This is a genomic window from Photorhabdus heterorhabditis, assembly GCF_018448905.1.
Classification (GTDB): domain Bacteria; phylum Pseudomonadota; class Gammaproteobacteria; order Enterobacterales; family Enterobacteriaceae; genus Photorhabdus; species Photorhabdus heterorhabditis.
Map to the genome: position 1 here is coordinate 43,852 of NZ_RCWA01000025.1, position 26,272 is coordinate 70,123.

At 44.5% G+C, this 26,272-nt stretch carries 18 protein-coding genes and 1 pseudogene; 11 read left to right on the forward strand and 8 right to left on the reverse strand.

Annotation, left to right across the window (positions count from 1 at the left end; translation table 11 throughout):
* The first annotated feature begins 2 nt into the window (after nucleotides 1–2).
* The 4 genes from kdpB to kdpE are packed head-to-tail and all read left to right on the forward strand — an operon-like array spanning nucleotide 3 to nucleotide 6,060.
* Nucleotides 3–2,069: a potassium-transporting ATPase subunit KdpB gene (gene kdpB / locus EAE89_RS15445; protein ID WP_214086184.1), complete on the forward strand. Its 2,067-nt coding sequence runs from the start codon at nucleotides 3–5 to the stop codon at nucleotides 2,067–2,069.
* 11 nt (nucleotides 2,070–2,080) lie between these two features.
* Entirely contained in the window at nucleotides 2,081–2,662 is a 582-nt protein-coding gene (gene kdpC, locus EAE89_RS15450; protein WP_214086185.1) for a potassium-transporting ATPase subunit KdpC, read from the forward strand.
* A 9-nt stretch (nucleotides 2,663–2,671) separates the two neighbouring features.
* Nucleotides 2,672–5,371: a two-component system sensor histidine kinase KdpD gene (gene kdpD, locus EAE89_RS15455; RefSeq protein WP_214086186.1), complete on the forward strand. Its 2,700-nt coding sequence runs from the start codon at nucleotides 2,672–2,674 to the stop codon at nucleotides 5,369–5,371.
* Nucleotides 5,368–6,060 carry a two-component system response regulator KdpE gene (gene kdpE, locus EAE89_RS15460; RefSeq protein WP_188093395.1) on the forward strand — a complete coding sequence of 231 codons (693 nt, stop codon included), beginning with the start codon at nucleotides 5,368–5,370 and terminating at the stop codon, nucleotides 6,058–6,060. The genes kdpD and kdpE overlap by 4 nt, the downstream gene beginning before the upstream one ends.
* 280 nt (nucleotides 6,061–6,340) lie before the next feature.
* Here the strand turns inward: kdpE and EAE89_RS15465 are convergent, their stop codons facing one another.
* From EAE89_RS15465 to seqA, 4 genes are all read right to left on the reverse strand, one after another.
* Nucleotides 6,341–7,891 (reverse strand): MAC/perforin domain-containing protein, encoded by a 1,551-nt coding sequence (locus EAE89_RS15465; RefSeq protein WP_214086187.1) that lies wholly within the window; start codon nucleotides 7,889–7,891, stop codon nucleotides 6,341–6,343.
* Nucleotides 7,892–8,505: 614 nt separating this feature from the next.
* Nucleotides 8,506–9,309, reverse strand: coding sequence for a Cof-type HAD-IIB family hydrolase (locus EAE89_RS15470; RefSeq protein WP_054480480.1), 804 nt, complete (start codon nucleotides 9,307–9,309; stop codon nucleotides 8,506–8,508).
* A gap of 350 nt (nucleotides 9,310–9,659) precedes the next feature.
* Entirely contained in the window at nucleotides 9,660–11,300 is a 1,641-nt protein-coding gene (gene pgm / locus EAE89_RS15475) for a phosphoglucomutase (alpha-D-glucose-1,6-bisphosphate-dependent) (protein ID WP_214086188.1), read from the reverse strand.
* A 59-nt stretch (nucleotides 11,301–11,359) separates the two neighbouring features.
* The gene (seqA, locus tag EAE89_RS15480) at nucleotides 11,360–11,884 is read right to left on the reverse strand and encodes a replication initiation negative regulator SeqA (protein ID WP_054480487.1); all 525 of its coding nucleotides are present in this window, start codon (nucleotides 11,882–11,884) and stop codon (nucleotides 11,360–11,362) included.
* 1,443 nt (nucleotides 11,885–13,327) lie between these two features.
* Here seqA and EAE89_RS15485 point away from each other — a divergent pair.
* Both EAE89_RS15485 and EAE89_RS15490 read left to right on the forward strand, forming a co-directional pair.
* Complete coding sequence (locus EAE89_RS15485) at nucleotides 13,328–15,241, forward strand: lipase family protein (RefSeq protein WP_214086189.1); 1,914 nt, start codon at nucleotides 13,328–13,330, stop codon at nucleotides 15,239–15,241.
* Nucleotides 15,238–15,537: pseudogene (locus EAE89_RS15490) on the forward strand (hypothetical protein); the annotation flags it as partial. The gene EAE89_RS15485 and the pseudogene EAE89_RS15490, both read left to right, overlap by 4 nt.
* A gap of 150 nt (nucleotides 15,538–15,687) precedes the next feature.
* Here the strand turns inward: EAE89_RS15490 and EAE89_RS15495 are convergent.
* Entirely contained in the window at nucleotides 15,688–16,941 is a 1,254-nt protein-coding gene (locus EAE89_RS15495) for a dicarboxylate/amino acid:cation symporter (RefSeq protein WP_054480493.1), read from the reverse strand.
* Between the two features lie 469 nt (nucleotides 16,942–17,410).
* Between EAE89_RS15495 and ybfF the strand changes: the two genes are divergently transcribed.
* From ybfF to EAE89_RS15515, 4 genes are all read left to right on the forward strand, one after another.
* Nucleotides 17,411–18,220: an esterase gene (gene ybfF / locus EAE89_RS15500; protein WP_054480499.1), complete on the forward strand. Its 810-nt coding sequence runs from the start codon at nucleotides 17,411–17,413 to the stop codon at nucleotides 18,218–18,220.
* A gap of 576 nt (nucleotides 18,221–18,796) precedes the next feature.
* Nucleotides 18,797–19,222 carry a DcrB-related protein gene (locus tag EAE89_RS15505; RefSeq protein WP_054480500.1) on the forward strand — a complete coding sequence of 142 codons (426 nt, stop codon included), beginning with the start codon at nucleotides 18,797–18,799 and terminating at the stop codon, nucleotides 19,220–19,222.
* Between the two features lie 12 nt (nucleotides 19,223–19,234).
* Entirely contained in the window at nucleotides 19,235–23,536 is a 4,302-nt protein-coding gene (locus EAE89_RS15510; protein WP_214086190.1) for an HNH/endonuclease VII fold putative polymorphic toxin, read from the forward strand.
* Between the two features lie 11 nt (nucleotides 23,537–23,547).
* Complete coding sequence (locus EAE89_RS15515; RefSeq protein ID WP_244866493.1) at nucleotides 23,548–23,931, forward strand: immunity 50 family protein; 384 nt, start codon at nucleotides 23,548–23,550, stop codon at nucleotides 23,929–23,931.
* An 86-nt stretch (nucleotides 23,932–24,017) separates the two neighbouring features.
* Here EAE89_RS15515 and EAE89_RS15520 read toward each other — a convergent pair whose 3' ends face one another.
* From EAE89_RS15520 to EAE89_RS15530, 3 genes are all read right to left on the reverse strand, one after another.
* Nucleotides 24,018–24,215, reverse strand: a complete 198-nt coding sequence (locus EAE89_RS15520; RefSeq protein WP_214086191.1) for a DUF7706 family protein — start codon at nucleotides 24,213–24,215, stop codon at nucleotides 24,018–24,020.
* 14 nt (nucleotides 24,216–24,229) lie between these two features.
* Complete coding sequence (locus EAE89_RS15525; protein ID WP_149617353.1) at nucleotides 24,230–24,550, reverse strand: SymE family type I addiction module toxin; 321 nt, start codon at nucleotides 24,548–24,550, stop codon at nucleotides 24,230–24,232.
* Nucleotides 24,551–24,629: 79 nt separating this feature from the next.
* A complete protein-coding gene (locus EAE89_RS15530; RefSeq protein ID WP_021327089.1) occupies nucleotides 24,630–25,022 on the reverse strand; it encodes a helix-turn-helix domain-containing protein in 393 nt (130 codons plus the stop codon).
* Between the two features lie 100 nt (nucleotides 25,023–25,122).
* On the opposite strand from EAE89_RS15530, the gene EAE89_RS15535 reads away from it, so the two are divergent.
* Nucleotides 25,123–26,272 (forward strand): CHC2 zinc finger domain-containing protein (locus EAE89_RS15535; protein ID WP_214086192.1); only part of this gene is annotated, 1,150 nt, incomplete at its 3' end.

Here is a 26,272-nt window from a genome sequence, read left to right on the forward strand (position 1 = left end):
ATATGACAAACAAACAACAGGCATTATTCGAACCCTCTTTAATTCGTAATGCACTTATTGATTCAATAAAAAAATGCCATCCGGCGGCGCAATGGCGTAATCCAGTGATGTTTGTGGTCTATCTGGGTAGCGGGTTAACCACCATTTTATGGATTGCTATGCTGGCTGGTCAGCTTAAAGAAAATACGCTGTTTACTGGCAATATCGCCTTATGGCTGTGGTTTACCGTGCTGTTCGCTAACTTTGCAGAAGCATTAGCAGAAGGCAGAAGCAAAGCTCAAGCAGCGAGTCTTAAAGGCGTGAGAAAAACCAGCTGGGCGATTAAACTCACCTCAGCCAGTCGTGATGCAAGCCGAGAGAAAGTTCCCTCTGATAGCCTGCGCAAAGGTGACATTGTCATTATTGAAGCCGGTGAAACTATCCCTTGTGATGGTGAAGTTATTGAAGGTGGCGCTTCCGTTGATGAAAGTGCTATCACCGGAGAATCTGCCCCGGTTATCCGCGAATCTGGCGGTGACTTCTCTTCTGTTACTGGCGGTACACGCGTGCTGTCTGACTGGTTGGTGGTTGAATGTTCGGTCAATCCCGGTGAAACTTTTCTTGACCGCATGATTTCAATGGTAGAAGGCGCTAAACGTCGCAAAACCCCCAATGAGATTGCCCTGACCATTCTGCTTACCGCGCTGACGATTATCTTCCTGTTGGTGTGTGTCACTCTACTGCCATTCTCAATATTTAGTGTGGAGGCTAACCAATCTGGTCAACCGATCACCATCACTGTATTAATCGCGTTATTAGTCTGTCTTATTCCTACGACTATCGGCGGCTTACTTTCTGCCATTGGTGTCGCGGGTATGAGCCGTATGCTGGGTGCTAATGTCATTGCCACCAGCGGACGGGCGGTTGAAGCAGCGGGTGATGTGGATGTCCTGCTGCTGGATAAAACCGGCACAATCACATTGGGGAACCGTCAGGCATCTCAATTTCTGCCTGTGTCCGGTGTGACGGAACAACAGCTGGCAGATGCTGCTCAGCTCTCTTCTCTGGCAGATGAAACGCCGGAAGGACGCAGCATTGTCATTCTGGCAAAACAGCGATTCAACCTGCGTGAACGTGATCTGCACTCACTGAATGCAACTTTTGTTCCTTTTTCCGCCATGACCCGCATGAGTGGCGTTAATGTGGAAAATCGCCTGATCCGCAAAGGCTCGGTAGATGCCATTCGCCGCCATATTGAAATCAATCACGGAAAGTTCCCCGAGGCAGTAGAAGTTTTGGTTCAAAACGTGGCACGTAAAGGGGGGACACCACTGGTTGTAGCAGAAAATCAACGAGTATTGGGTGTTGTGGCGCTGAAAGATATTGTTAAAGGTGGCATCAAAGAGCGATTCAGTGAGATGCGCCGCATGGGGATCAAAACCGTCATGATTACCGGCGATAACCGCCTAACCGCAGCGGCTATTGCCGCAGAAGCAGGCGTGGATGATTTTCTGGCTGAGGCGACCCCCGAAGCCAAACTGACCCTTATCCGCCAATATCAATCCGAAGGCCGTCTGGTCGCCATGACCGGTGATGGAACTAACGATGCGCCGGCACTTGCTCAGGCTGATGTTGCGGTTGCCATGAATTCAGGCACTCAGGCCGCCAAAGAAGCTGGCAATATGGTGGATTTGGATTCCAACCCAACCAAACTGATTGAAGTGGTTCATATTGGTAAACAGATGCTGATGACACGCGGTTCTCTGACCACATTCAGTATCGCCAATGATATTGCAAAATATTTTGCCATTATCCCGGCGGCGTTTGCCATCACTTATCCACAATTAAATATCTTGAATATCATGCACCTGTATTCACCCACTTCGGCGGTTTTATCGACCGTTATCTTTAATGCACTGATTATTGTGTTTCTGATCCCACTGGCTTTGAAAGGTGTTAGCTATCGGCCGATGCATGCGTTGTCACTGTTACGCCGCAATCTGTGGATTTATGGTCTGGGTGGTCTGATAGCGCCTTTCATCGGCATCAAACTGATAGATATGTTGCTGACTTTGCTGATATTTAAATAAAGGTGATGAAAATGACTTGGTTACGTTCTTCTGTTGTATTGTTGATATTCCTGACTCTGATTACTGGCGTAGCTTATCCATTGCTGGCAACGGGTTTGTCAGAGCTGATGTTCCCTTATCAGGCACAAGGTTCTATGGTGGAACAAGATGGTCAGGTAGTTGGCTCTGAATTGATTGGTCAACCCTTCACAAAAGATATCTATTTCCAAGGGCGCCCTTCCGCTACCGCAGACCACTCTTATAACCCCCAGTCATCCGGTGGCAGCAATTTGTCTGTCGCCAATCCAATACTGGCTGATGAAATCAAACATAGAGTTGAGCAACTGCGCAAATTTAACTACCAACCAGACATTCCAGTGCCCGTTGATCTGGTGACCGCATCCGGTAGTGGCCTTGATCCTCATATCTCGCCCGCAGCCGCTAACTTTCAAGCCCAACGTGTCGCTGATGCACGCCATTTACCCGTTAAAGTGATAAAACAGTTAATCAGAGATAATACGGAAACACCCCCATCAGAATTTCTCGGTGAACCGGTTATTAATGTGTTAAAACTCAATCTTGCTCTGGATAATTTGCAAAAGAAAAAACAGTAAGGCTGGAATATGGATCAACACGAACCACAACGTCCTGACCCTGATGAATTACTGACACTGGTTAATGAGAAACAGCGCGGTAAATTAAAAATCTTTTTTGGTGCCTGCGCTGGCGTGGGGAAAACTTATGCCATGTTACAAGAAGCTCATAGATTGCGTGCTCAAGGGCTGGATGTGGTTATCGGTGTGGTAGAAACTCATGAGCGGCAGGGAACTGCCGCTTTGCTTGATGGTCTACCACAGCTGTCACCTAAACAGATGCACTACCAAAGACGGAAAATCACCGTCTTTGATCTTGATGCCGCCATTGCCCGCCATCCGGCTATGATTCTAATGGATGAACTGGCCTTTAGTAATCCTCACGGCAGCCGCCATCCCAAACGCTGGCAAGATGTTGAAGAGTTACTTGAAGCTGGAATAGATGTGCTAACGACCATTAACGTTCAGCATCTGGAAAGCCTTAATGATGTCGTTGGTGACATTACCGGCATCCGAGTCAGAGAAACCGTTCCTGATCATATCTTTGATCAAGCTAATGAAATTGTGTTGGTTGATCTGCCTCCCGATGATCTGCGCCAGCGGCTTAATGAAGGCAAGGTCTATATTCCCAGTCAGGCAGAACGCGCCATTGAACACTTTTTCCGTAAGGGAAATTTGATTGCATTGCGAGAGCTGGCTTTACGTCGTACTGCCGATCGCGTTGATGATCAAATGCGTGCATTCCGCGATACACAAGGACATGAGCCGGTCTGGCATACCCGCGATAATCTTCTGCTATGCATCGGTCACAGTTCTGGTAATGAAAAACTGATCCGTACCGCAGCCCGCCTTGCCGCCCGGCTAGGTTGTATCTGGCATGCAATTTATGTTGAAACGCCAAAACTGCACCAATTGCCAGAAGGTAAACGGCGCACCATCTTAAAAGCGCTCAGATTAGCGCATGAATTGGGGGCTGAAACAGCGACACTCTCCGATCCAAACAAAGAAAAAGCAGTATTACGTTATGCAAGAGAACATAACCTTGGCAAAATTTTGATAGGCCGTCGTTGTGAATCCCGCCGGCAGCTGTTTGGCTGGAAATGGTTGCCCGGTTTTGCTGACCGATTAGGAAAATTAGGGCCAGATCTGGATTTGGTGATTGTCGCCCTGGAAGCGCGTGGTCAATGGGATAAAGAACAGGACAACCGCCCTGTCAGTGAAAAATGGCAAGGACAAATTCAAGGTTGCCTGGCTGCTATCACTCTCTGCACGCTTATCACCTTGTTCTCCCGTACTCTACTGCTAACCCTTGATAAAGCTAATCTTGTCACGCTTTATCTGCTTGGTGTCGTTATTATCGCGCTATTTTATGGACGCTGGCCGTCAGTCTTTGCCGCTTTTATTAATGTCATCAGTTTCGATATTTTCTTTGTGCAACCACACTGGTCTCTTGCTGTCACGGATATGCAGTATCTATTGACCTTTACCGTCATGCTAATAGTGGGTGTCGTGGTAGGAAACCTGACAGCGGGAATCAGATATCAGGCGAACATTGCCCGTTACCGCGAACAGCGAACCCGACATCTGTATGAAATGACCCGCGAATTTAGCCGAACACTGAATGAAGAGGATATTGCCCGGACCAGCTACCATTTCCTTGCCAATGGTTTTCAGGCTAAAACCGGCCTATTTTTACCCAATGATGATGGTGAATTGCGCCAGCTCACAACAAATAATGGCGGTCATATGTTGATTGATAATGCCATTGCGAAATGGAGTTTTGATAAGAATCACCCCGCAGGCGCGGGAACCGATACCTTGCCTAGCGTACCTTATCAATTACTGCCAGTGGCAACACCTTCACAGACTTTTGGTGTACTGGCTATTGAACCCGCCTATTTACGCCAGCTACTTATCCCTGAACAGCAGCGATTACTGCAAACTTTTACCCGATTGATTGCCAACGCACTAGAAAGATTACAACTCTCCCGTCAGGCAGAATTGGCTAAATTGGATACAGAACGGGAGCAATTACGTAACTCACTTCTGGCAGCCCTTTCACACGATTTACGTACCCCTCTGACGGTGCTTTTCGGTCAGGCAGAAATCCTGATGCTAGACTTATCTGCTGACGGCTCTCCGCATACTAAGCAAGTGAATCAAATCCGTCAGCAAATTCTCAGCACTTCCCGTCTGGTCAACAATTTGCTGGATATGGCACGTATCCAATCCGGGGGTATTCAACTCAATCTGGAATGGCAATCACTGGAAGAGATCGTCGGCAGTACCTTGCGTTCACTGGAATATGCGCTCAATCGTCACCCGGTCACCGTTTCCCTACCATCGGGCTTATTGCTGCACTGTGATGGCAGTTTACTGGAACGGGTTTTTATCAATCTATTAGAAAACGCCATCAAATATACGGCTGAACAAACCCCATTGGGCATTAAAGCAACAACAGAAAAAAATCAGATTCACATTGAAGTTTGGGATGCCGGCAACGGCATTCCACCACAACAGGAGCAATTAATTTTCGATAAATTTTCCCGCGCCCGCAAAGAATCCGCCATTCCTGGAGTCGGCCTTGGATTAGCAATCTGTCGCGCAATTATTGAAATTCATAGTGGAAATATTTGGGCTGACAACAACGAAAAAGGTGGAGCAAGCTTTCACTTTGTTCTACCGTTAGAGAAGCCACCTGAGATTGAAGAGCTCACTGAGGAGATGTGACTATTACCAATAACAGTACCATCTTAATTATTGAAGACGAAAAAGAGATCCGACGCTTTGTTCGGCTAGCGCTGGAAGGTGAAGGCTGTCGCGTATTTGAAAGTGATACGCTGAAACGAGGTCTGATTGAAGCAGGAACCCGTAAGCCTGATCTGATTATTCTTGATTTGGGATTACCCGATGGTGACGGTATTAATTTGATCCGTGATCTGCGCCAATGGAGTTCAATTCCAGTTATTGTTCTCTCTGCCCGTGATACAGAAACCGTTAAAGTGGCGGCACTGGATGCCGGCGCTGATGATTATCTGAGTAAACCGTTTGGCATTAGTGAATTGTTAGCAAGAGTTCGGGTCGCCTTGCGCCGTTTTGCCAGAACCAATCAGGAAGAGTCTATCGTTCATTTTTCTGATGTCACTGTCGATCTCATTAATCGCCGGATAACTAAAAATGAGAAAGAACTACATCTGACTCCCATTGAGTTCCGTTTGCTGGGCGAATTATTAGCAAATAGCGGTAAAGTACTCACCCAACGCCAGCTACTGAATCAGGTTTGGGGTCCTAATTATGTCGAACATAACCATTATTTGCGGATATATATGGGACATCTGCGACAAAAACTGGAAACTGACCCAACCAGACCAAAACATTTGCTCACTGAAACCGGCGTTGGCTATCGTTTTATGCCGTGACTCGCTCCCGCTGCTAAGTCACAAGATTCTGGTTTGCAGCAACCCGCTTTTGAAATATCGCAAGCCTGCATTTATTTATTGCGTTTTTCAGTGCATATTAGCTGTAATTCACTGGAGCTAAAATTCAGAATAACTGCAAAGTTTGAACAAATCTGTAAGTTCATTATGAAGATATAGTGAGATCACGGGGTAAGAATATTTTGAATTAATAAAGGGGAAATAAATTCCCCCAAAGGTGACGCTGTTTTTAGCCATTTCCAGATGGCTAAAACTCACTCATTTAGATTTTCCAGTTCCACCCGGCGCTATAGATAAGATAATGAACATGAGCGTTGTCAGTATTAACTCTCTCACCTCTTTCATCCAAAACATCGTTATATCCATAAGGCAGTATCATACTGGAGCTATACTGATTGCATAGCACTTGAATGTCCTTTATCGCCTTCTCAGCGGAATATTTTGCTGGTAAGTAACACAAATATAAATAGTTACTGGATGAGTTATAAATATTTTGAGGGATCTTAACCCAATCTCCCCCCGGACTTTTGTCTTTTACAGTAATAAACTTCAACTCAGTGATGCAATCTTTATTATCAATAGCGGGATCATATTTTGCTTTATGCATAAAAAGACAAATATTTATCTTGTCCTGGTAATTCAGCCATGTTTCTGAACCTTTACCGTTTTCTAATCCAATATATCCTTCAGGAGGAGAGCCGTAATTCCCAATACCAATAATAATCTTATCAATATAATCCACATGCACACGTCGTTTAGCCGACTCCGCCGGAGCCCAGACAGTTTCAAAATGCTTTTTAAGTTTGGCCTTTTGTGTTCTGTCTGAACACAGTTCCCAAATCCCCGTCAAGGGGTTGGAATCTGCAAAGTTAACTAATTCAGGGGAATTGGGAACACTGGCTTTCCAGTCTTCAAAGGCTTTTTTCGCTGCAGCTATTTCTTCTGCGGAAGGTTGTTCTGAGCTTGTCGCGCTACCAAAAGGATCAAATCGAGACAAGTCACCGCCAATGGCGTGGGTTTTTATGTTGGATGCTGAACGAAACTTCTTTATATCCTCCTTAAATGAATTGTCTGTACGAACAGAGAGACCGATAAATCCCGCAAATGAGGCTGCGGCAACCACGTCAAAAGAGTTTGTTAGATTCGACGTATATTTGTTCGTAGATGATGAATATTGCGCGCAGCCACCCATGACCACGCCACTCAGAAAGTGAGAGCCCCAAGTATTAAATAGGTCATTCATATCCTCCTCAGTATCCGCCTTATCAAGGGCCGTTTTAACACTCTCTTTAAGAAACTCTTTTAACGCTTCTGCTGAACTTTTGAGTATATAAAGATCATAAGTATACTGAATGCGGGAAAACGCATTTTCAAAAGCCGTCAGACTATCTGTATCAAAATCGACTTTCAGTGATGCACTAAAGAATAAATAGTTACCTTTAATGCGGCTTTTACTGGAAATACTGCTTTGATATGACTCAATAGATTCGCCTGATGCATTGGTATATTTTAAGTCCCCGACACTATAACAATCGACATAATAAGGGACTTTTAGGGTTTTGCCGAGAATAGTGATTTTTTTGAAATTATCTTCACTTGAGTTAACTTTCCGCTCATCGAAAAGCGAATTCATACAACTTCCCACATTGCAATATTTACCAAAAACATCATAACTTGTGCCGATCATTTCAGCACCAGCTATAACAGTATCATCGAATAGGGACAGTTTTCGAAAATAATTTCGGCCACATATTTCGACATCTCTTTCGCTGTTTTCCTGTTCTAGTGATTTTCCTGTTTTATCGTTAGACATAATGGAACCTCATATTGATAGGGAATAAATTGACAATAGATATCGCCGCATTCTGGATGAGGATTCGGAGTTTAATACCTATATACCTGTTATCTTTCAAGTTGCCTCTTTGTTGGTGGCACTCACCCCGGTCACAGAGTTAGCTATGCTCCCGGGGATTCGCTCCCTTACCGTCGCGATCCATCTTGAAATCTATTGGGTATAAAAAGAATAGAGTAGAAGTAAGAAATATCAATAAAGTGATGGTAAAAATAATAATGTGCGCCCTGAAATAGATGCTATTCGACAATAAAACAAAATTACCATCAAAAGTAATAATTTGTCATATTATGTATTTATAAACTTAATTTACCAGCGCCATTCAGTTTATTTAAAATATCAATCACTATCGACAATATCATGTTTTTTCTTTAAATTCATAGCGAAAAATTAGCATATCATTTCTTTATTCATTATTTCCACATTGAATATTCATAACTATTAATTTGCAAATTAAAACAATAGGAATAATTTTACAAAATAATTAATAGACGGGATATATAACAATTAAATTGTTATATACCTGTTATCTTTCAAAGGGCGCCAAGATCTGAATCCTGACGCCTCAAGTTTACCTAACACATATTTTCAGATAAATAATGGGCCACGGATTCTTCGCGGCAAGAACCGATAACATCAGCGTGAGGAAGCGCTTGTTTAACCCTATCATGCGCAGTTCCCATTACCACGCCCTTAGCCACCGTTGAAAGCATTTCCACATCATTCATTCCGTCGCCAAATGCAATAGTTTGACTGATTGGAATGCCAAGAAACTCAGCTAACTGAGTTAAAGCCCATCCCTTTGAAACAACACTATCCATTACTTCCAAACACCAAGGGAATGAGAAAGCGATATTGGTACTATCAGAAAATAGATTAATTAAATGATGTTCTAATTTAACCAACTCATCATGATCTCTTCTCTTATGAATGAAAAAAATTTTTTCAACCATCTCACAAGGCATTTCATCAGCTGATTTGACTATTGGACTAAAATTATCATTCTGATTAAAGTCGCTGAAACTATGGTGTATTTCACTGGTTAACCATTGAGAACCACAATACATATTGATCACTAAATCATTATCCGCCTGCGTCTCTTCAATCAGTTGTTTTACGATGTGGCTTGGTAGATATTGTCTGATATCCAGGTTCTTACAAGCCGTTGTTAATCTGGCCCCGTTAGAAGTAATCAAGTGTATCGGTATATCAAAGTCATCCACAAGGGAACTTACATCCGTATGATGCCTGCCAGTAGCAAACACAATTTGCTTTTCCATATTTGATAAATCAGTTAACACCTGGCGGGTAAACTTACCAATCGTATCCCCTTGAAGTAAAAGCGTTCCATCAAGATCTGTAGCAATAAGATTATACATTAGCGTATTCCAATACAGTAAAAACAGTTATTATCTAAAATTTACTAATAAATTCAAGAAATAATTACTTATCAATATCATGCTTTCTTCCAAACTATAATTAATGTTTTCACAGTAAATACTTTTTAATCTGGTATATTTAATTTTTTTAAAAATAGAAAACAGAATCTGATTCACCATTGAATACGCGTAATGATTATTTACTCATTAGATGAAACATCGGCGATAAAAACTGGAAACCATCCAACCAAATTAAAATATCTACTAACCGAAATGATTTATCAATTTTAAATAAAAATCCGCAAAAAACCATTACAGCCGATTGCGGATTTTTTTAATTGAATAACATATTAACCGGCAGCAAAAACCTGATTAACAATATTCAGTGCTTCCTGTTCAATCTTTTCCCTATGCTCAGGGCCAAGGAAACTTTCACAGTAAATTTTATAAGCTTCTTCTGTCCCCGATGGGCGGGCCGCAAACCAACCATTCTCTGTCATCACCTTCAAACCACCGATTGATGCTCCATTACCAGAAGCTTTCGTTAACCGGGCGGTGATTGGATCACCCGCAAGTTTGTCCGCTTTCACCATGTCTGGCGACAGCTTGGCTAATAGCGCTTTTTGCTGATGACTTGCCGACGCCTGAATACGGCTGTAGCTCGGTGTACCGAAACGGGCAGCTAACTTATTGTAACGCTGCTGTGGGTTTTCCCCTGTCACTGCCGTCATTTCTGCCGCCAGCAAACACAAAATAATGCCGTCTTTATCCGTGGACCATGGCGTACCATCGAAACGCAGGAAAGAAGCGCCAGCACTCTCTTCACCACCAAAGCCCAATTCACCTTTATGCAGACCGTCAACAAACCACTTGAAACCAACCGGAACTTCCACCAATTCACGCCCCAAATCGGCCACGACGCGATCAATCATTGCACTGGAAACCAGTGTCTTACCTACCGCGACATCTGCTGACCACTGTGGACGATGGCGAAACAGGTAATCTATTGCCGTTGCCAGATAGTGATTTGGGTTCATTAACCCCGCAGGAGTCACAATACCGTGGCGGTCATAATCAGGATCGTTTGCAAAAGCCAGATCAAACTTATCGCGCATTGACAGCAAACCGCTCATTGCCCAAGGGGACGAGCAATCCATGCGAATGACACCATCGTGATCCAGATGCATAAAACGAAATGTTTGATCTACCTGATCATTAACCAATGTCAAATCTAAATGGTAGTACTCACCAATACGCTGCCAGAACGCAATACCGGAACCACCCAAAGGATCAATGCCGATTTTCAACCCTGCTTTCTGGATAGCAACCATATCAACCACATCCCCAAGCGCAGCAACATACGGCTCCACTAAATCTTGCTGGTGTAGATATTCACTACTCAATACTTGAGCAAATGGCAGACGTTTAACGCCTTTCAGACCTTCTTCAAGCAACTCATTCGCACGACGTTCAATAATCGCGGTCAGATCAGTATCTGCGGGGCCACCATTAGGCGGATTATATTTAATACCGCCATCTTCCGGTGGATTATGGGATGGCGTAATAATAATCCCATCAGCCAACTCTCCCCTCTGGCGGTTATAGCAGAGGATGGCATGAGAAATCGCAGGCGTTGGAGTAAACCCGTTATTTTCCTGCACAATCACATCTACATGGTTAGCCGTCAGTACTTCCAGCACAGAAATAAAAGCCGCTTCTGACAAAGCATGAGTATCTTTACCCACGTAGCAAGGGCCATTTATCCCCTGCTGCTTGCGCACTTCTGCTATTGCCTGAACAATGGCCAGAATATGAGCTTCATTAAAACTACTACGCTGAGAGCTACCACGATGGCCGGATGTCCCGAATTTAACCTTATGCAGCGGATTTTCTGGCTGAGGATGTAAGGTGTAATACTGCGACGTCAGTTGTGCTACGTTTATCAGATCACTTTGGCGGGTAAGCTGCCCCGCTCGCGAATGAATTGCCACTTTAATTTCTCCTGGATAGCTGCACCGTTTTGCCTATTTCGCAGCGCAGCTTTAATCAGTTAAATCGTGCCACACACCTTTTCAATAAGATTGGCTGAGAATTTCATATCCTGCATAATTTGCTCAACCATATTACGCTTACGGTCAGTATTGGTGTTAGTAATTACCCAAAAAGGTGTACCTGGAATGTGACGTGGTTTGGTTTGTTTACCACTAGCAAGCAATGTCTGTTGATCACCGGCAAAATAAACCCGGGTGCGGCCATGCATCTCATCGGTAGTCTGAGAAAAACTTTCGCTGTTCAAACTATATAACGTGGACAAGATCAACATAAAACGATCAACTGATTTTTTCTTCTCAGCATAATCATCTGAAAGCAGCAATTCACGTATAACGCGAACAGAATCACGCGGGCGGGCTACTGGCGCTTTCTCCACAGCGCTGGCAGACTGTGCACTTTGTACTGGCTGTTCGGCGTTAAAATTCAGCATTCGCCGTAAAATATCAGATGCACTTTCACCAATATGCTGTGTATGGCTGGCAATATAGCGGTAAAGGTCTTCATCAACTTCTATTGTTTTCATTTCTATCCAGTACTGTTCTAAATAAAAAATTTAGCTGGATTATAAAGTATAAATAGGGAAAACAAAACAAGTAAAATTTCAATAACTTAAAAGTATTTCCGTGGGGAAAACAACGTAACAAAATAGACTCTTTTCATCTAAAACAAATCAATTAGTTACATAAAATTTCAGAAAATATAATCAACCCAAATTTGCAGCGGCTTCAATTACCTTTCAAAACCGCTGGAGAGTAAGAAAAACCCAAGTAACAATGAGCATTTGGTCACTCCGCGGCCAAAAAACGATAAAAAGGATTCATTACAGACATTCGTTATTTACCTTGCATGTCTGATTTGTCAGAAAAGTAAAAATAATAAATGCAGGTTATAATATGCCATTCAAGCTGACAAAAATACGGATTCAGATGGTGATAGACAAGCCTGGAGTCATAACGCCATGTTGGACGAATTACGGTTTAAACGGAAAATAATATAGTGGGTGTTTCCGAATTCTGAGGCCAATACCCAATCGGCCCAAAACTTAATCTAGAAATAAACTGTTTTTCATGATGAATAAGGATATTTTTATATTCTTTATTTATCGTTATGAATGAATTTCCTCTGTGGAAACAAAAAATCCGAATAAAATATCAATTAACACTGTTATCAGTTAACACTATAGAAAATTTATTAACACGTTCGTAGCTTAGGAAACCAAGGCGGGTTACTTACTTCGTGGGGTGAAATTGTTATTCAATCAATGTTGTTTCATTTCTCAATAATTTCCCAACGGTGGATATATAAATTTACGATATTAGCAGCTGGATAGCGCATTATACTAACGTCCACCATACCATTCAGACTCAATTGAATCATCAGGGCATTATCTATGTCTAACAGAAAATCGGCCAACAACGGGTTGGGTAAGATAGCCAATATCTCCGGTATTTAATGCCAGCGGTGTTATCTTAGAAATAAGTTATTTTTATTATTTTATCCTTATATAAGATTGCCGATAACTCAATCTCTATTGAGTTTGTAACACTTTCTTACAAAATTTACTGTTCATAAATTAAAAAAATGAAAATTTTTCTTGCCATTTGGTGATGATTTAATAATCATAACTTAAGTTCCATCGTATGGTCAGTATGAAGGAAACTTCAAACTCCGTTCCCCTTGTTCAAAGGGATTAATCTGATAGGGATACATTTCTGTATTCCTGTCGTTCAGCTCACTATTGTCACGGCTTTTTGTCTGTGGGATAGGATTTTTACTACCTTATTTCTTTGGTAATGAAATCAATCATTTTCATTTCTGGCGGGATATCTATATTGGTTTCATCAGCACAGGTGCTTTTCTGAGGATGAAGGTGATTGATAGACGGGCAGAGGTCTTATGAGACTTTCAATCCATGATGTTTGGGTTGCACGCCTATATGTAATAGCAAGCAAAGGAAACAACACTGATGAGTACATTAAATCCGCTAGACTGTTTTGATTGTAGGATACTGAAACACTGGGTGGAATTTCAGTTGGTGGATGAACAAGGGAAACCCTTGGTCAATATGCCTTATGGCCTGATAAGCAGAGGACTACCGAATCATGTGCGCCGTGGGAGGACAGATGGTTTCGGGGTACTCCGGGAAGAAGATCTGTCAGCTTATCCCGTGAAATTGTATATCCATGCCCAATCGCTGGCTGATGAGATGGAACAACGGCCATTGCGAGAAATACGGGGAGAAGAGGCATCGGTGGTGAAACCAAAAGCCGAAGCCGAAGGCCATCAATATCGTTATGTGACTATCGGGCAAATCAGTGATGGGCTGCCGGTGATTAAAGGATGGGACCCCAAAGATATCCCACCCCCCTATCATTTTCCTGATCCGGAACCCAAAGGCTATCAGGTCCATCCGTTAAATCAACGGTATGTATTGGAAGTCTGTCCATACCGGGCCTGGGTTTTGCTGTTGCATCATCAGAAAGAGTATTCCATTGTGAATGCCTATAATCAGTGTTTGATGAGCGTATTGGCTTATGCGGGCGGGGATGTTGATATTGAAGGTTCTGTTAAACATTTTTTTAACCGGCAAATGGTGGATGTTTCCAAACTGCCTTATCAGGTGGAAAAAGCGTCGGCGGCACCTGTGGTTTATAATGTGCCATTTAGTGAACGTTATACTCAGGTGGAGTTTATTGATTCACAAGCAGGGGATCATAAACAGGGTGATACCAAACTGTTTTATGCTGCCAGTAAGAAAGATGTGATTATCAGTTGGCGGGGTACGGCTACTCTGGAAAATTACCTGACTGATGCCACCTTCCAGCCATTAGCTTTAAGCTGCGATGATGACAAAGCATTATGCAGTGGGTTTATCCATAGTGGTAAAGTGCACAAAGGATTTTGGGAAGCGTTTAATTTGGTTGGAGAGTTAATAGTCCCCAGTGATAAGGATAAAAAAGTATTCAGTGACATTATTAACTTAGTTAAAAACAAGCGATTATTTATTTGTGGCCATAGTTTGGGAGGCGCGTTGGCATTATTGCACAGCGCACAACTGAAAGAACATAATCCTTGTCTCTACAGTTATGGGATGCCAAGAACATTGACCCGCAGTGCGGTAGAGGAATTGTCTGCCATTACCCATTATCGTCATGTAAATGAAGATGACCCGATCCCTTCGGTGCCTTTTGAACAGGATATGGATAATAGATTTTTTAATTACTGGGTGCCGGTGGGGTATGAATGGGCAATGATAAAGTTGTTGCCACCGTCACCGATTGTTAAAGCCATTAAACAAGCGACTAACAGTAAAGAAATCTATTTGCATCATGGTAAGGTTGTTCATTTTTTTCAAGCCAACAGTTGCTCGGAATGGCTGATTTCCGCTAGGAATGCCCTCCTTATAACGGCTGTGACCGAAGAAGTATTGAATAACACCACTAAGCTTTATTTAATTCCTGAATTAAACCCGGAAACAGAAAAGGATTTTTCTCTGGCCGGTGAGCGGCAAAATGCGTTATTTAATCAGCTCAGTCAACAAGAAAAAGATAAACTGTTTGTTGAAAACAGAGGGGCTGATTTAAAAGGGGGATTTGGCTTTTCTAATCATAGCTCGTATAAATATGCGGGTTATATAGATGAGCGCCTCAGAGAGTTATGCGAACCGGATAAGATTACGGTCTATCAGGACAGTCAGCGTCAATTTAAGGCGACAATGGATAATGATAAGATGCTTATCCCTGACAACATTTACTATCGTAATCTCTATTTTCTGGAGATGGACAAACAGTTAATAAAATCACTGACCGTCAGCCAACAGGAAGAACAAGGCACACTGGCCTTACAACATTACTGCGATAAGAAGGAACTATCAGTATGAAGATATTGAAAATAATGTTGCTCTTATTATTTCTCTCTTTTATTTACTGGGCGTTTGGTGATACCTTTTTTAACTGGCTATTTCCCTTTTCATCTGCCGGAAAGGGGCCATCAATTACCGTGGAGGGTGTCGCGCCGAAATACACCAAACCGTATATATCTGCTTTGTATATCTCAAAAGACTGCCTTAAATATCAGTTGGATGCGGGTATGTCACCTTTTAAAGTACCAACTTATAACGGATTGCGCCTGGATGTAAAGGCAGACCCACAAACCGGTTATTTTCAGGCTAAACTATCCCCGTACAATAACAGGAAAACCGAATCATTATCTGACCCGGCTTTCCTGAACGGCTAACTTATCAATCAATTTATTATAGTGTTAGCTAACAAACATTGGTCCTAAAGACCGAATTTGTCATCGGTAAGTTAAAACCAACTCATTAATTTATTTAGCATTTAATGCTTGGTTTAATTTATCTTCATCAAGCTGACGACAACGTTTTGCTACTACGATAGTTGCAACTCCATTGCCAATTAGGTTTGTTAAAGCTCTTGCTTCCGACATGAAACGATCTATGCCCAGAATCAACGCCAACCCTGCTAATGGTAAATGCCCAACAGCAGAAATTGTTGCCGCTAATACAATAAATCCACTACCTGTCACGCCAGCGGCACCTTTAGAGGATAAAAGTAACACAACCAATAATGTTATTTGATGCACGATATCCATATGAGTATTTGTTGCCTGTGCAATAAATACGGCTGCCATTGTCAAATAAATAGAAGTGCCGTCCAGATTAAATGAATATCCTGTCGGTATAACCAAACCAACAACAGATTTCTGACATCCCGCCTTCTCCATTTTATCTAACATACGAGGTAATACAGATTCAGAAGAGGATGTGCCCAATACGATTAATAATTCTTCTTTAATGTAATTAATAAACCGGAAAATATTAAATCCTGTGGCTTTAGCTATTGTTCCTAAAACAAATATGACAAAAAGAACACAGGTGATATAGAAACAAACGATTAATTGCCCTAATTGAACTAATGTACCAATACCATATTTTCCGATGGTAAATGCCATTGCCCCAAAAGCCCCCAAAGGCGCTAATCGCATTATCATATTGATAATACCGAATATCACATGAGAGAAACCATCAATAATATTAAAGATTGGTTTTCCTTTATCGCCTAAACGATGAAGTGCAAAGCCAAATAACACCGCAAATAACAAAACCTGCAAAATATTACCACTGGCAAATGCCCCTATTACACTGTTCGGAATAACGTCAAGCAGGAATGCAATTGTGCCTTGTTCAGACGCTTTCTCCGCATATATAGATACAGCCTTAGCATCTAATGTGGATGGATCAATATTCATCCCTGCACCAGGCTGCATAACATTGACAACTATCAGCCCAATAATCAAAGCAATTGTGCTAACTATTTCAAAATATACCAGTGCAATAGCGCCTGTTTTACCAACAGCTTTCATACTTTCCATACCTGCAATTCCTGTCACAACAGTACAGAAAATAACAGGTGCAATAACCATCTTGACTAATTTTACAAATCCATCTCCCAACGGCTTCATTTCTGTCCCAAGCTCAGGATAGAAATGCCCCAGAAGAATACCGATAGTTATTGCAACCAAAACTTGAAAATAAAGACTTTTTAGTAAATTTTTTTTCACTATTAATTCCTAATCCATAGTATAAAATCAGATTCTATTTATTCTTATTAGAACAGTATGATTACTGTTTAATTTACCTTATGTATTAATTTGTACAAAATATAACATAACCATTATCATTTTTTCACAAAATTTTAAAACCAACACACAATTTTTTAAGATATAGATCACATAAACACACAATGAATAACCATACTAAAGTGACTGAATCAATAATCATCTCACAAGTTATTTATAACTTCCTATTTAAAAATATTTGTTATTTGAAGAGTTTTTATCTTTCAATCCATTAAGCATTACTGTTGGAAAATTAACAAATTTTTGACACCTTGAACATTTTCAGAACAATTTAATTAAAAAAGATTATTAACTATAATTGCATTCTGGTTGCTTTTTCGCTCTTTAAGCAACAGTATCCCTGACAATATGTAGCATGACATTTAATACCCAGAGGAAAAAATTTTTCATCATGAAATTAGACAGCCAGCTAAATTATCATATACAAGTACCGGAAAATCCGGTCTCTACCACACCTGTTGTATTGATCCACGGTTTATTTGGTGATCTAAATAACCTTGGCGTCTTAGCCCGTAATTTACAGCAATATTATCCAGTCATTCAAGTTGATGTACGCAACCACGGTTCATCCCCGTGGGTCAATAACATCGATTACCGCGATATGGCTCAAGATATTATTTCTCTGCTGGATCATCTGAAAATTCAGTCAGCCATTATTATTGGTCATTCAATGGGCGGTAAAATCGCAATGACAATGACCGCACTGGCACCAGAACGAATAGAAAAAATTATCCTTATTGATATAGCACCTGTCGCCTACCAGGTTCGCCGCCATGATAAGATATTTACAGCATTAAATAAAGTCACGAAAGCGGGAGTTAAAACCCGTCAAGATGCCATTGAAATTATGCGGGAAGATATTCAGGAAGAAGGTGTCATTCAGTTTTTACTAAAATCATTCCGTCAGGGAGAATGGAAATTCAATTTACCAGTATTAATTAATCAATATGAAAAGATTATTGGCTGGCAGGAAATTCCCGCATGGCCTCACCCCGCTCTATTTATTCGTGGTGGCCTTTCTCCTTATATTCAGGAAGAGTACCGTGATGATATCGCCAGACAATTTCCACACGCTAAAGCTTGGGTTATCGCCGATTGCGGTCATTGGGTTCACTCAGAAAAACCAGATGCGGTTTTAAGAGCAATTCATCGTTTTCTGAACACTGATGTAGGATCATGTGAGAAACAAAAAATCAGTTAGTTAATGATAAAGAACGGCTCACCTACTCTGTGAGCCACTTCATTATTTTATCCCAGAACTATGGGAAATGAACGCTCTTCTTTTTAAGGTCAACATCCGACATAGTTGAGCAACGATGCTTAAACAAACCGTTCGCAATGAGCTGTTGATGACAATAGGGATATTTTATTTAATATTATGAATATTAGATAAAATACAGAGTTAATCTTATCTGGTGAATAATGCAAGATCTATAAACCGGCGAAGACGAATGTACTTAATTCGGATTCTTACTATTTAATTTAATTAAAAGGGGTTTTCAGCGAAATCATCGGCATTATTTCGTGATTGCCATCACATTTTATTAAATTAATGGGGGATGAATTTGTCTGACAATCAAGACACCGCAGACTTTTTGTTATATCTTTTTACCTGAATATAAAATGGATAGCATGACTGATTGTGTATCTTTATTGATGACTATGAAGATGCCCCCCTTAAATATATTCAATTTTAGTTATCAATTCAGTATTGCTGTTAATTCTACCTGATTGATATGACTGAATGATTGAATAAAAATAAGACAAAAAGACATATATGGATAATCACCCACGTTGTCGGTTCACTGAAGGCAGCATTATGTTGCCGGCAGGCTATCAGGAACAGACCGTAAACATCATTACCGCACCCGATGCTCCCGTACTCAACATCTCGCGCGACTCGTTGACCGAAGGCGAAGATCTCGCCAGTTACCTCACCCGCCAGAAAAGTCTGCTGAAAAAGGGTCTGCGTGACTGGCAATTACTGGAAGAACAACCTGCAATTCTGGGTGATAACCTGTTGCAAGGTATAGCATTGTTCTCCCGTTATCGTCCCCAAAAAGGGCAGCAAGTCTATCAATATCAGGCGGTATTCCTGTCAGATGAGAAAAAAGCGCTGATTTTCACGCTATCATCCCGGCAGGTATTCACCGAGGTTCAGCGGCAGTGGCTGGATGATTGCCTGAAAAGTTTCCAGTTCTAAGGAGGGGATACAATGCCAGAAGCGGCGCGAGTGGGGGACACAATCGGTCATTCCAGTGCCATGGCGGGATTGATTGCGGGCACAGTCATAGGTTCATTAATTTCAGCTGCCGGGGGAATTTTATCAGGCGCCCTCTTTGTCGCGGGGTTGGCCGCATCCTGTATCGGGGTAGGTGTTTTGCTGATTGGCGCCTCTATTGCGGTGGGAATGGCAGCGGGATATTTAGGTGACATGGCGCGTGATGCCTGCGTCTCTGCGGGGGCCTCCTCGCGAAGTCCCTGCGGGGAAATCAAGGAGGGTTCCCCCAATGTTTCTATCAACAACAAACCCGCTGCTATAGCGACACGCAGTCAGGTGGAATGCAGCAAAGAGAACGGCATTCGCCAGATGGCGGAGGGTTCTGATTCCGTTTTCATCAATGGCTATCCTGCGGTGCGGGTCGGAGACAAAACGGTCTGTGATGCGGCAGTCATGACCGGTTCATCTAATGTCTTCATCGGCGGGGGAACGGCGCAGACGGCCCAAATTGTGCCGGAAATCCCCCCATGGGCGTATACCGTTTCCGATTTAACGATGTTTGCGGCAGGGTTAATCAGTTTCGGTGGTGCGGCAGCCAAAGGCCCCGGCGCTTTGCAAAAGCTGTTCAGCAAGATACCGGGGGCGGATAAAATCCGCAAAATCGCCTGTCGGCTGGGTCCGCTGGCTGTGGCTGTGCCTGTCGTGGGGATTCTCATGAACCCCGTGGAAGTCATTGCCGGACAAAAGTTCCTGAACGATGAGGACGAGCTGGATTTTGTGCTGGAGAGCGAACTGCCGCTTGACTGGCAACGCAGCTACCTGAGCAGCTATCGCTATGACAGCGTACTCGGACCGGGCTGGAACTTGTTCTGGGAAAGCCGCCTCACGCGCGTGGAGGACGGGTTGCTCTGGCGTTCCCCTTCAGGGAATATCGTGCCATTTCCTGACGTGCCGGCAGGGCACCGCTGTTTTTGCCCTGACGCTCAAAGCGACCTGATACACACACCGGCAGATACCTGGGAAATCCGTGATGCTGGCGAACAGGTTTACCATTATGCGGAGTTCGATGATAACGGCATTAGCCGCCTAAGCCATATTCGCGATAATGTGGGTAACGAGCAGCGCTTCCATTACAATGAGCAGCGTCAGATGGTCAACATCACGGGCAGCGGCGGGCTTAACCTGCACTGCGATTACGTGATAAGGGAAAATGATAACCAAACGGTTTCCCGTCTCACCGCCGTCTGGCGCGAACTCCATGATGGTCAGCGTATCCCGCTTTGCCGCTACCACTATAATGACCAGGCGCAATTGACCGGGGTCAGCCATCGTAATGACCCTCTCCAACGCCAATTCGGCTGGACTGAACACGGTCTGATGGCCTGGCATCAGGATGCGCGGGGGTTACGCTGTGATTACCAGTGGGAGCAGGATGAAGATGGCTTGTGGCGCGTCACTGCCCAACAAACTAGCGAAGGGGCTGGTTTTCGGCTGGCATACGATGACGAGAACCTCACCCGTACGGCCCACTGGCATGACGGTACCCGCACGGTGTGGCTCCTCAACGACGCGCACCACATCATCCACTGTCTCGACCGCACAGGCACCGAACATCATATCCTGTGGGATGAATTTGGCCTGCCGAACGGCTACAAAGATGCAGACGGTAATACCCGCCTGAGTGAATGGGATAAGCATGGTCGCCAGCTGAGTTTCACTGATGCTAACGGCAACCAGACCCGCTGGCAGTACGAAAATGATACTGACCGGCTCACCTTTATCTTCTGGCCGGATGGCACGGAAACGGCGCTGACTTACGATGACGTCGGGCGACTGGTCAGTGAAGCCTCGCCACTGAAACAGACCTCGCACTACCACTATATGCATCGTCACACGCTGCGGCCTGACCGGCGCACGGATGCTAAAGGGGGCGAGAGCCAGTTTCTGTGGAATGCGCAGGGACAGCTTATCCGCCATGCGGATTGTTCGGGTCAGTCCACGATATGGAGTTATGACCGGGAGAATCGGCTGGAAAAAGTCACCAATGCCCTGATGGAAAGTACCCGCTATCACTATGATGATAACGGTCAGCTGGCTCAGGTCACCTATCCTGATGACTCCACCGAACAAATGACGTGGGACGAGGCGGGCCAGCTTATCAGCCACCAACGCAATCAAAACCCGCCCCGTCATTGGGAATATAACGCGCTGGGTCAGGTCGTTTGTGTCACTGACCGGCTGCAACGGAAGGTGCATTATCGCTATAGTCCCGAAGGCCATCTGGTCCGGCTCGACAACGCCAACGATGGCCGTTACCTGCTGAACCGTGATGCGGAAGGACGATTAATCGAAGAAATCCGCCCCGACGACACCTTAATCCAGTACGAATACAACGTAGCGGGCTTGCTGAGCCTTGAACGGCGCATGGGTGACAAAGTATTCAAGTACCCGGAGCATCGGGTACACCAGCATTATGATGCGGCGGGTCATCTTATTCAGCGGGAAACTCACACGGACACTTATCAGTACCAGTGGGACAAGATGGGCAGACTGCTGGAAGCCCGGCGCGAACCTAATGATAACGGTAAACAACTGGGGATAGAGTCCAACACGGTGCGTTTTGATTATGACGCACTGGGGCGGGTCACTCGGGAGCAGAACGGCGACGACAGCCTCCAATTTGACTATGATGAACTGGATAACCTGACCGCACTCACATTGCCACACAGTGGCACCTTAAGCTGGCTTTACTACGGCTCGGGTCACCTGAGTGCCATCCGGCATGAACAGACACTTATCGCTGAATTCGAGCGTGACCGTCTGCATCGTGAAACGCGCCGCACACAGGGCAAGCTGTTCCAACTTCGTGATTATGATCCACTAGGACGCTGTACCCACCAGTATAGCCTGCCGTTGAAACGGACCAATACAGAGCCCCAGCCCTATCTTAGCGAAGGCAAGCCGTGGCGGGCGTGGCTCTACAACCCACAAGACGAATTGCAGGTGATGGAAGATCATTACCGGGGCATGATCGAATATCTCTATGACTCTGAAAGTCGCCTGAAAAAAGTGACGCATTGGGGCAGCGCTTATGATGATATGTTGTGGTATGACCGAGCGGATAACCTGCTGGAGCAACCCCAGTCGATACTGAAACGTGAGGCGGAAGAACGGGGGCTGGGCAAAACGATGGAGCCGCAGGGCGACCGCCTGAGCCACTGGCGCGAATGGCGCTATGAACATGACCCGCATGGCAACGTTATCAGCCGGGCGCATGAGATGCGCGAAACACAGCATTATCGTTATGATGGTGATAACCGCCTGACGGTGGCAGTTATCGGCAACACAACAGCACGTTATCACTATGATGCTCTGGGGCGGCGCATTCGCAAAGTGGTGAAAATCGGGATTGATGGACTGGCGCGTTATGAACAAACCGATTTTGTCTGGCACGGGCTGCGTCTGTTGCAAGAGCGGGATGCGAAAAGTGGCGAAATCCAGACCTACTGCTACGAATCCCATGACAGCTACACCCCGCTTGCCAGCATTGTCACGAAAGGCGCCACACACAATTACTTCTGGTATCACACGGACATCAACGGCGCGCCACTGGAAGTAACGGATGAGGAGGGTAAAATTGCGTGGGCGGAAAAATACAATACTTTCGGTGAACTGGGTGGCATCCCGTTGGATTACTTCACCGACCCGGCCCGGTCATCATGGAGTTCGCGTTTCAGGCAAAACCTGCGTTATGCGGGACAATATTTTGACAAAGAGACGGGGCTGCATTTTAATACGTATCGGTATTATGCGCCGGAAATTGGCCGGTTTATAACACCCGACCCGATAGGATTAGCAGGGGGTCTGAACCTGTATGCGTACGTGCCGAATCCGGTGTCGTGGATTGATCCGCTGGGTCTTGCTGGGTGTAATGCCCAATTTAATTCAAGAAAAGATGCGCTTAGAGCAGCAAAAAGAGATGTTGGTATTCCTAAAAACCAGCGTCCAAATAAAATATTTAATCAGAAACATCAAAATACAAAAGAATATGATCAAGTAATGTTAACAGACAGAAATGGTAAACCTATCTTAAATTCAAATAAAGAACCTATTTGGACAAGGGAATATCACTTCACAAAATCTGATGGCACTAAAGTTGTTATACAAGATCATGCTGCTGGTCATAATTTTGGGCAAGGTGGTGTAGGTGATCAGGGACCTCATTTTAATGTGAGACCTCATGATAATATTAGAACTGGTAGCGTTGATGGAACATTAGACCATTATAGCTACTAATGGAGACATATATGTATTGGACTGATTTGCCAGGTAGTGAATTGATGAGGAGAGTTTATTCAAACCCTCCATTTATCAATGAGATAGATATTTTCAGTATTGATGTAAAAAGAGATGGGCCAACAGTAATTATGTCATTTGATCTTGTAAATAGTCTTCCTGATAAAACTCCAGATAAATGGGGTAAAGATTTTAATAGATGTAGAGCAGGTATTTATTGCTTTGGTGTTTCTGACTTAAATATGCAAGGAATCGAAACCGATATGGTTGCAAAAGTAGATATTAAAATTATGGATAATAAAAATATAGTGAGTATTAAAAATAACGATATAAATATAAAAATTATTTGCTCACATATAAGTCTTACTGGCCCTTCTGTCTACATAAGCAAATAAAAATATATGTGTTTGTAAAGCTAGTATAAAAATCATTAAACAACGCCGGAAAGATCTTTCGAGATCTTCCGGCCTTCTGATGATATCTACCGTGGCGCATACCCACAGTAAGCCAGAGCGGATTGGAGCTTAGAGATCGCATCTTTGATCTGATACGCTTCCTCGTCATTCACGGCACAGGCGCGTATCTCCGCCCAGCACAGCCGCTTAACCAGTTGGGCCAGGGCCAGTGCTTCAATGTGAGTTAACTGAATATCCTGTAAATGTTCAATGGCTATCGTCATCTCATGCTCTCCTCTTAACCCACAAAACCAGTTATCAGCGCCTGCATCTGCTGCTTGATCTCTTGCAGTTGGGCCTGTTGCCGCTGGTACTGCTGATGCTGTTGTTGCGTGGCTTCACTGTCAGGGATCAGCACCAGACAGCCATCCATCACCTTCACGGTAATCTGGCCGCCAGTATTAAATCCCGCCTGTCTCAGCCACTGCCCCTTAAGATGTATCGCCGGGGTGGCGTTACTAACCCTGTTCCCGTTCGGCACATAGCCCACCGTGTAATAACGTTCTGTTTTCACGGCTTTATTTATCGCCGCTTCTGCCTTAGAATGCGCCTTAGCCATAGTCACTACTCCTATAGTTGCTGTGGTAAGCGGCGGTAACGGGTGCCAGCCCGTTATCCCCGCGCTAAATATCAACAGATTATCGCTTTATCACCTGCTTTATCTTGTCTTGTGTGATAGCCATATCCAGAAAATGACAAATCACTTCCTGATCTTCCGGCTTCAATGCATCGGCCTGTTTACACAACTCTTTTAGCCGCTTGTTTTTGATATCAAACTCCGGGGCGGCACTGCCTTTATCACCCAGTAACAGATGGTCAATACTGACCTCTAATATCTGCGCCAGCTTGATGATGTAATCAAACTGAGGCTTGGCTTTCCCCTGTTCCCAGCGCCCTACCATGCGGGGCTGAATATCCAACAGGTCCGCCAGTTTCAGTTGTGTTAACTGCCTTGATTTACGAATAGATGAGAGGTTTTTACCAAAATCAGTCATGGACAAACATAGCCAAGTTAGTTGTTTGTTCCACATGCTAAATCCCCTCCTGAAAATTAATTCTTGAAAGTATTCTAATGTCCTGTTTAAAATAGGTCAATATAGACCTTGACGTATTTTTTAAAGGATTAACGATATGGCCCGCATCCCGGAAGCCGAATTACAGCACCTGAAAGCCGCCGTCTCCTTAGTCGCCGTGGTGGAGCAACAGGGGCGACAGCTCTTTAAACGCGGCAAAGATTACGTGCTGCTGTGCCCGTTCCATCAGGAGAAAACCCCGTCAATGGTTATCTCACCGGCAAAAAATCTTTATCACTGTTTTGGCTGTGATGCCGGCGGCTCCGTGCTGGACTGGGTAATGAAAACTAAGGGCTTAAGTCTGCGCCGGGCCGTGGAACAGTTGCGCGGGATACTGGGAGATAACCCCTCGGTGGCCCCGCTGGTGCAACCGGATGAACCGGCCATGCTGGCCGATGATGACGCCGGACGGCAGGCGCTGCTCAGTCGGGTCGTCGGGTTCTACCATCATACGCTGCTGAATGCCCCCGAAGCCCTGGATTATCTGGAAAAACGGCGGCTCAACCACCCGGAATTAGTCGCTCAGTTTAAACTGGGCTTTGCCAACCGCACGTTAGCCTATCGCCTGCCCATCAAGGCGGTGCAGGCCGGCGCACAGATCCGCGCCCGTCTTCGGACCGTGGGGCTGATGCGCGACAGCGGGCACGAGCACTTTACCGGTTCGCTGGTCATACCGGTTATCGACCCGAACGGCCAGATCCGTGAGATATACGGGCGCAAAATCACCGACCGTTTACGTAAAGGAACGCCGCTGCATCTGTACCTTCCCGGCGCACATGGCGGGATATGGAATGAGCCGGCGCTGATCAGTTCAGGGGCGGTCATTCTCTGTGAATCCCTGATCGACGCTCTGTCGTTCTGGGTGGCCGGTCACCGCCATGTCACCGCCGCCTATGGGGTGAACGGCTTCACCGATGAGATGCGGCAGGCGTTTCGGCGGCATGGCGTTAAGCAGGTCTTGATCGCCTACGACAATGATCCGGCAGGCAATGAAGCGGCGGTAAAACTGGCCGCAGAACTCACCGCCGTCGGTATCACCGTGTTCCGGGTGGTGTTCCCCGAGGGCATGGATGCCAACGGCTATCTGTGTCAGGTCGCCGAGCCGGAACGGGCCTTCGGGTTGTTGCTGGACAGTGCCGTGCCGATGCAGGAAGCGGCAGAGGTACAGGCCACCACCGCAACAGAGCGGGCCGCACTGGCTGAACATC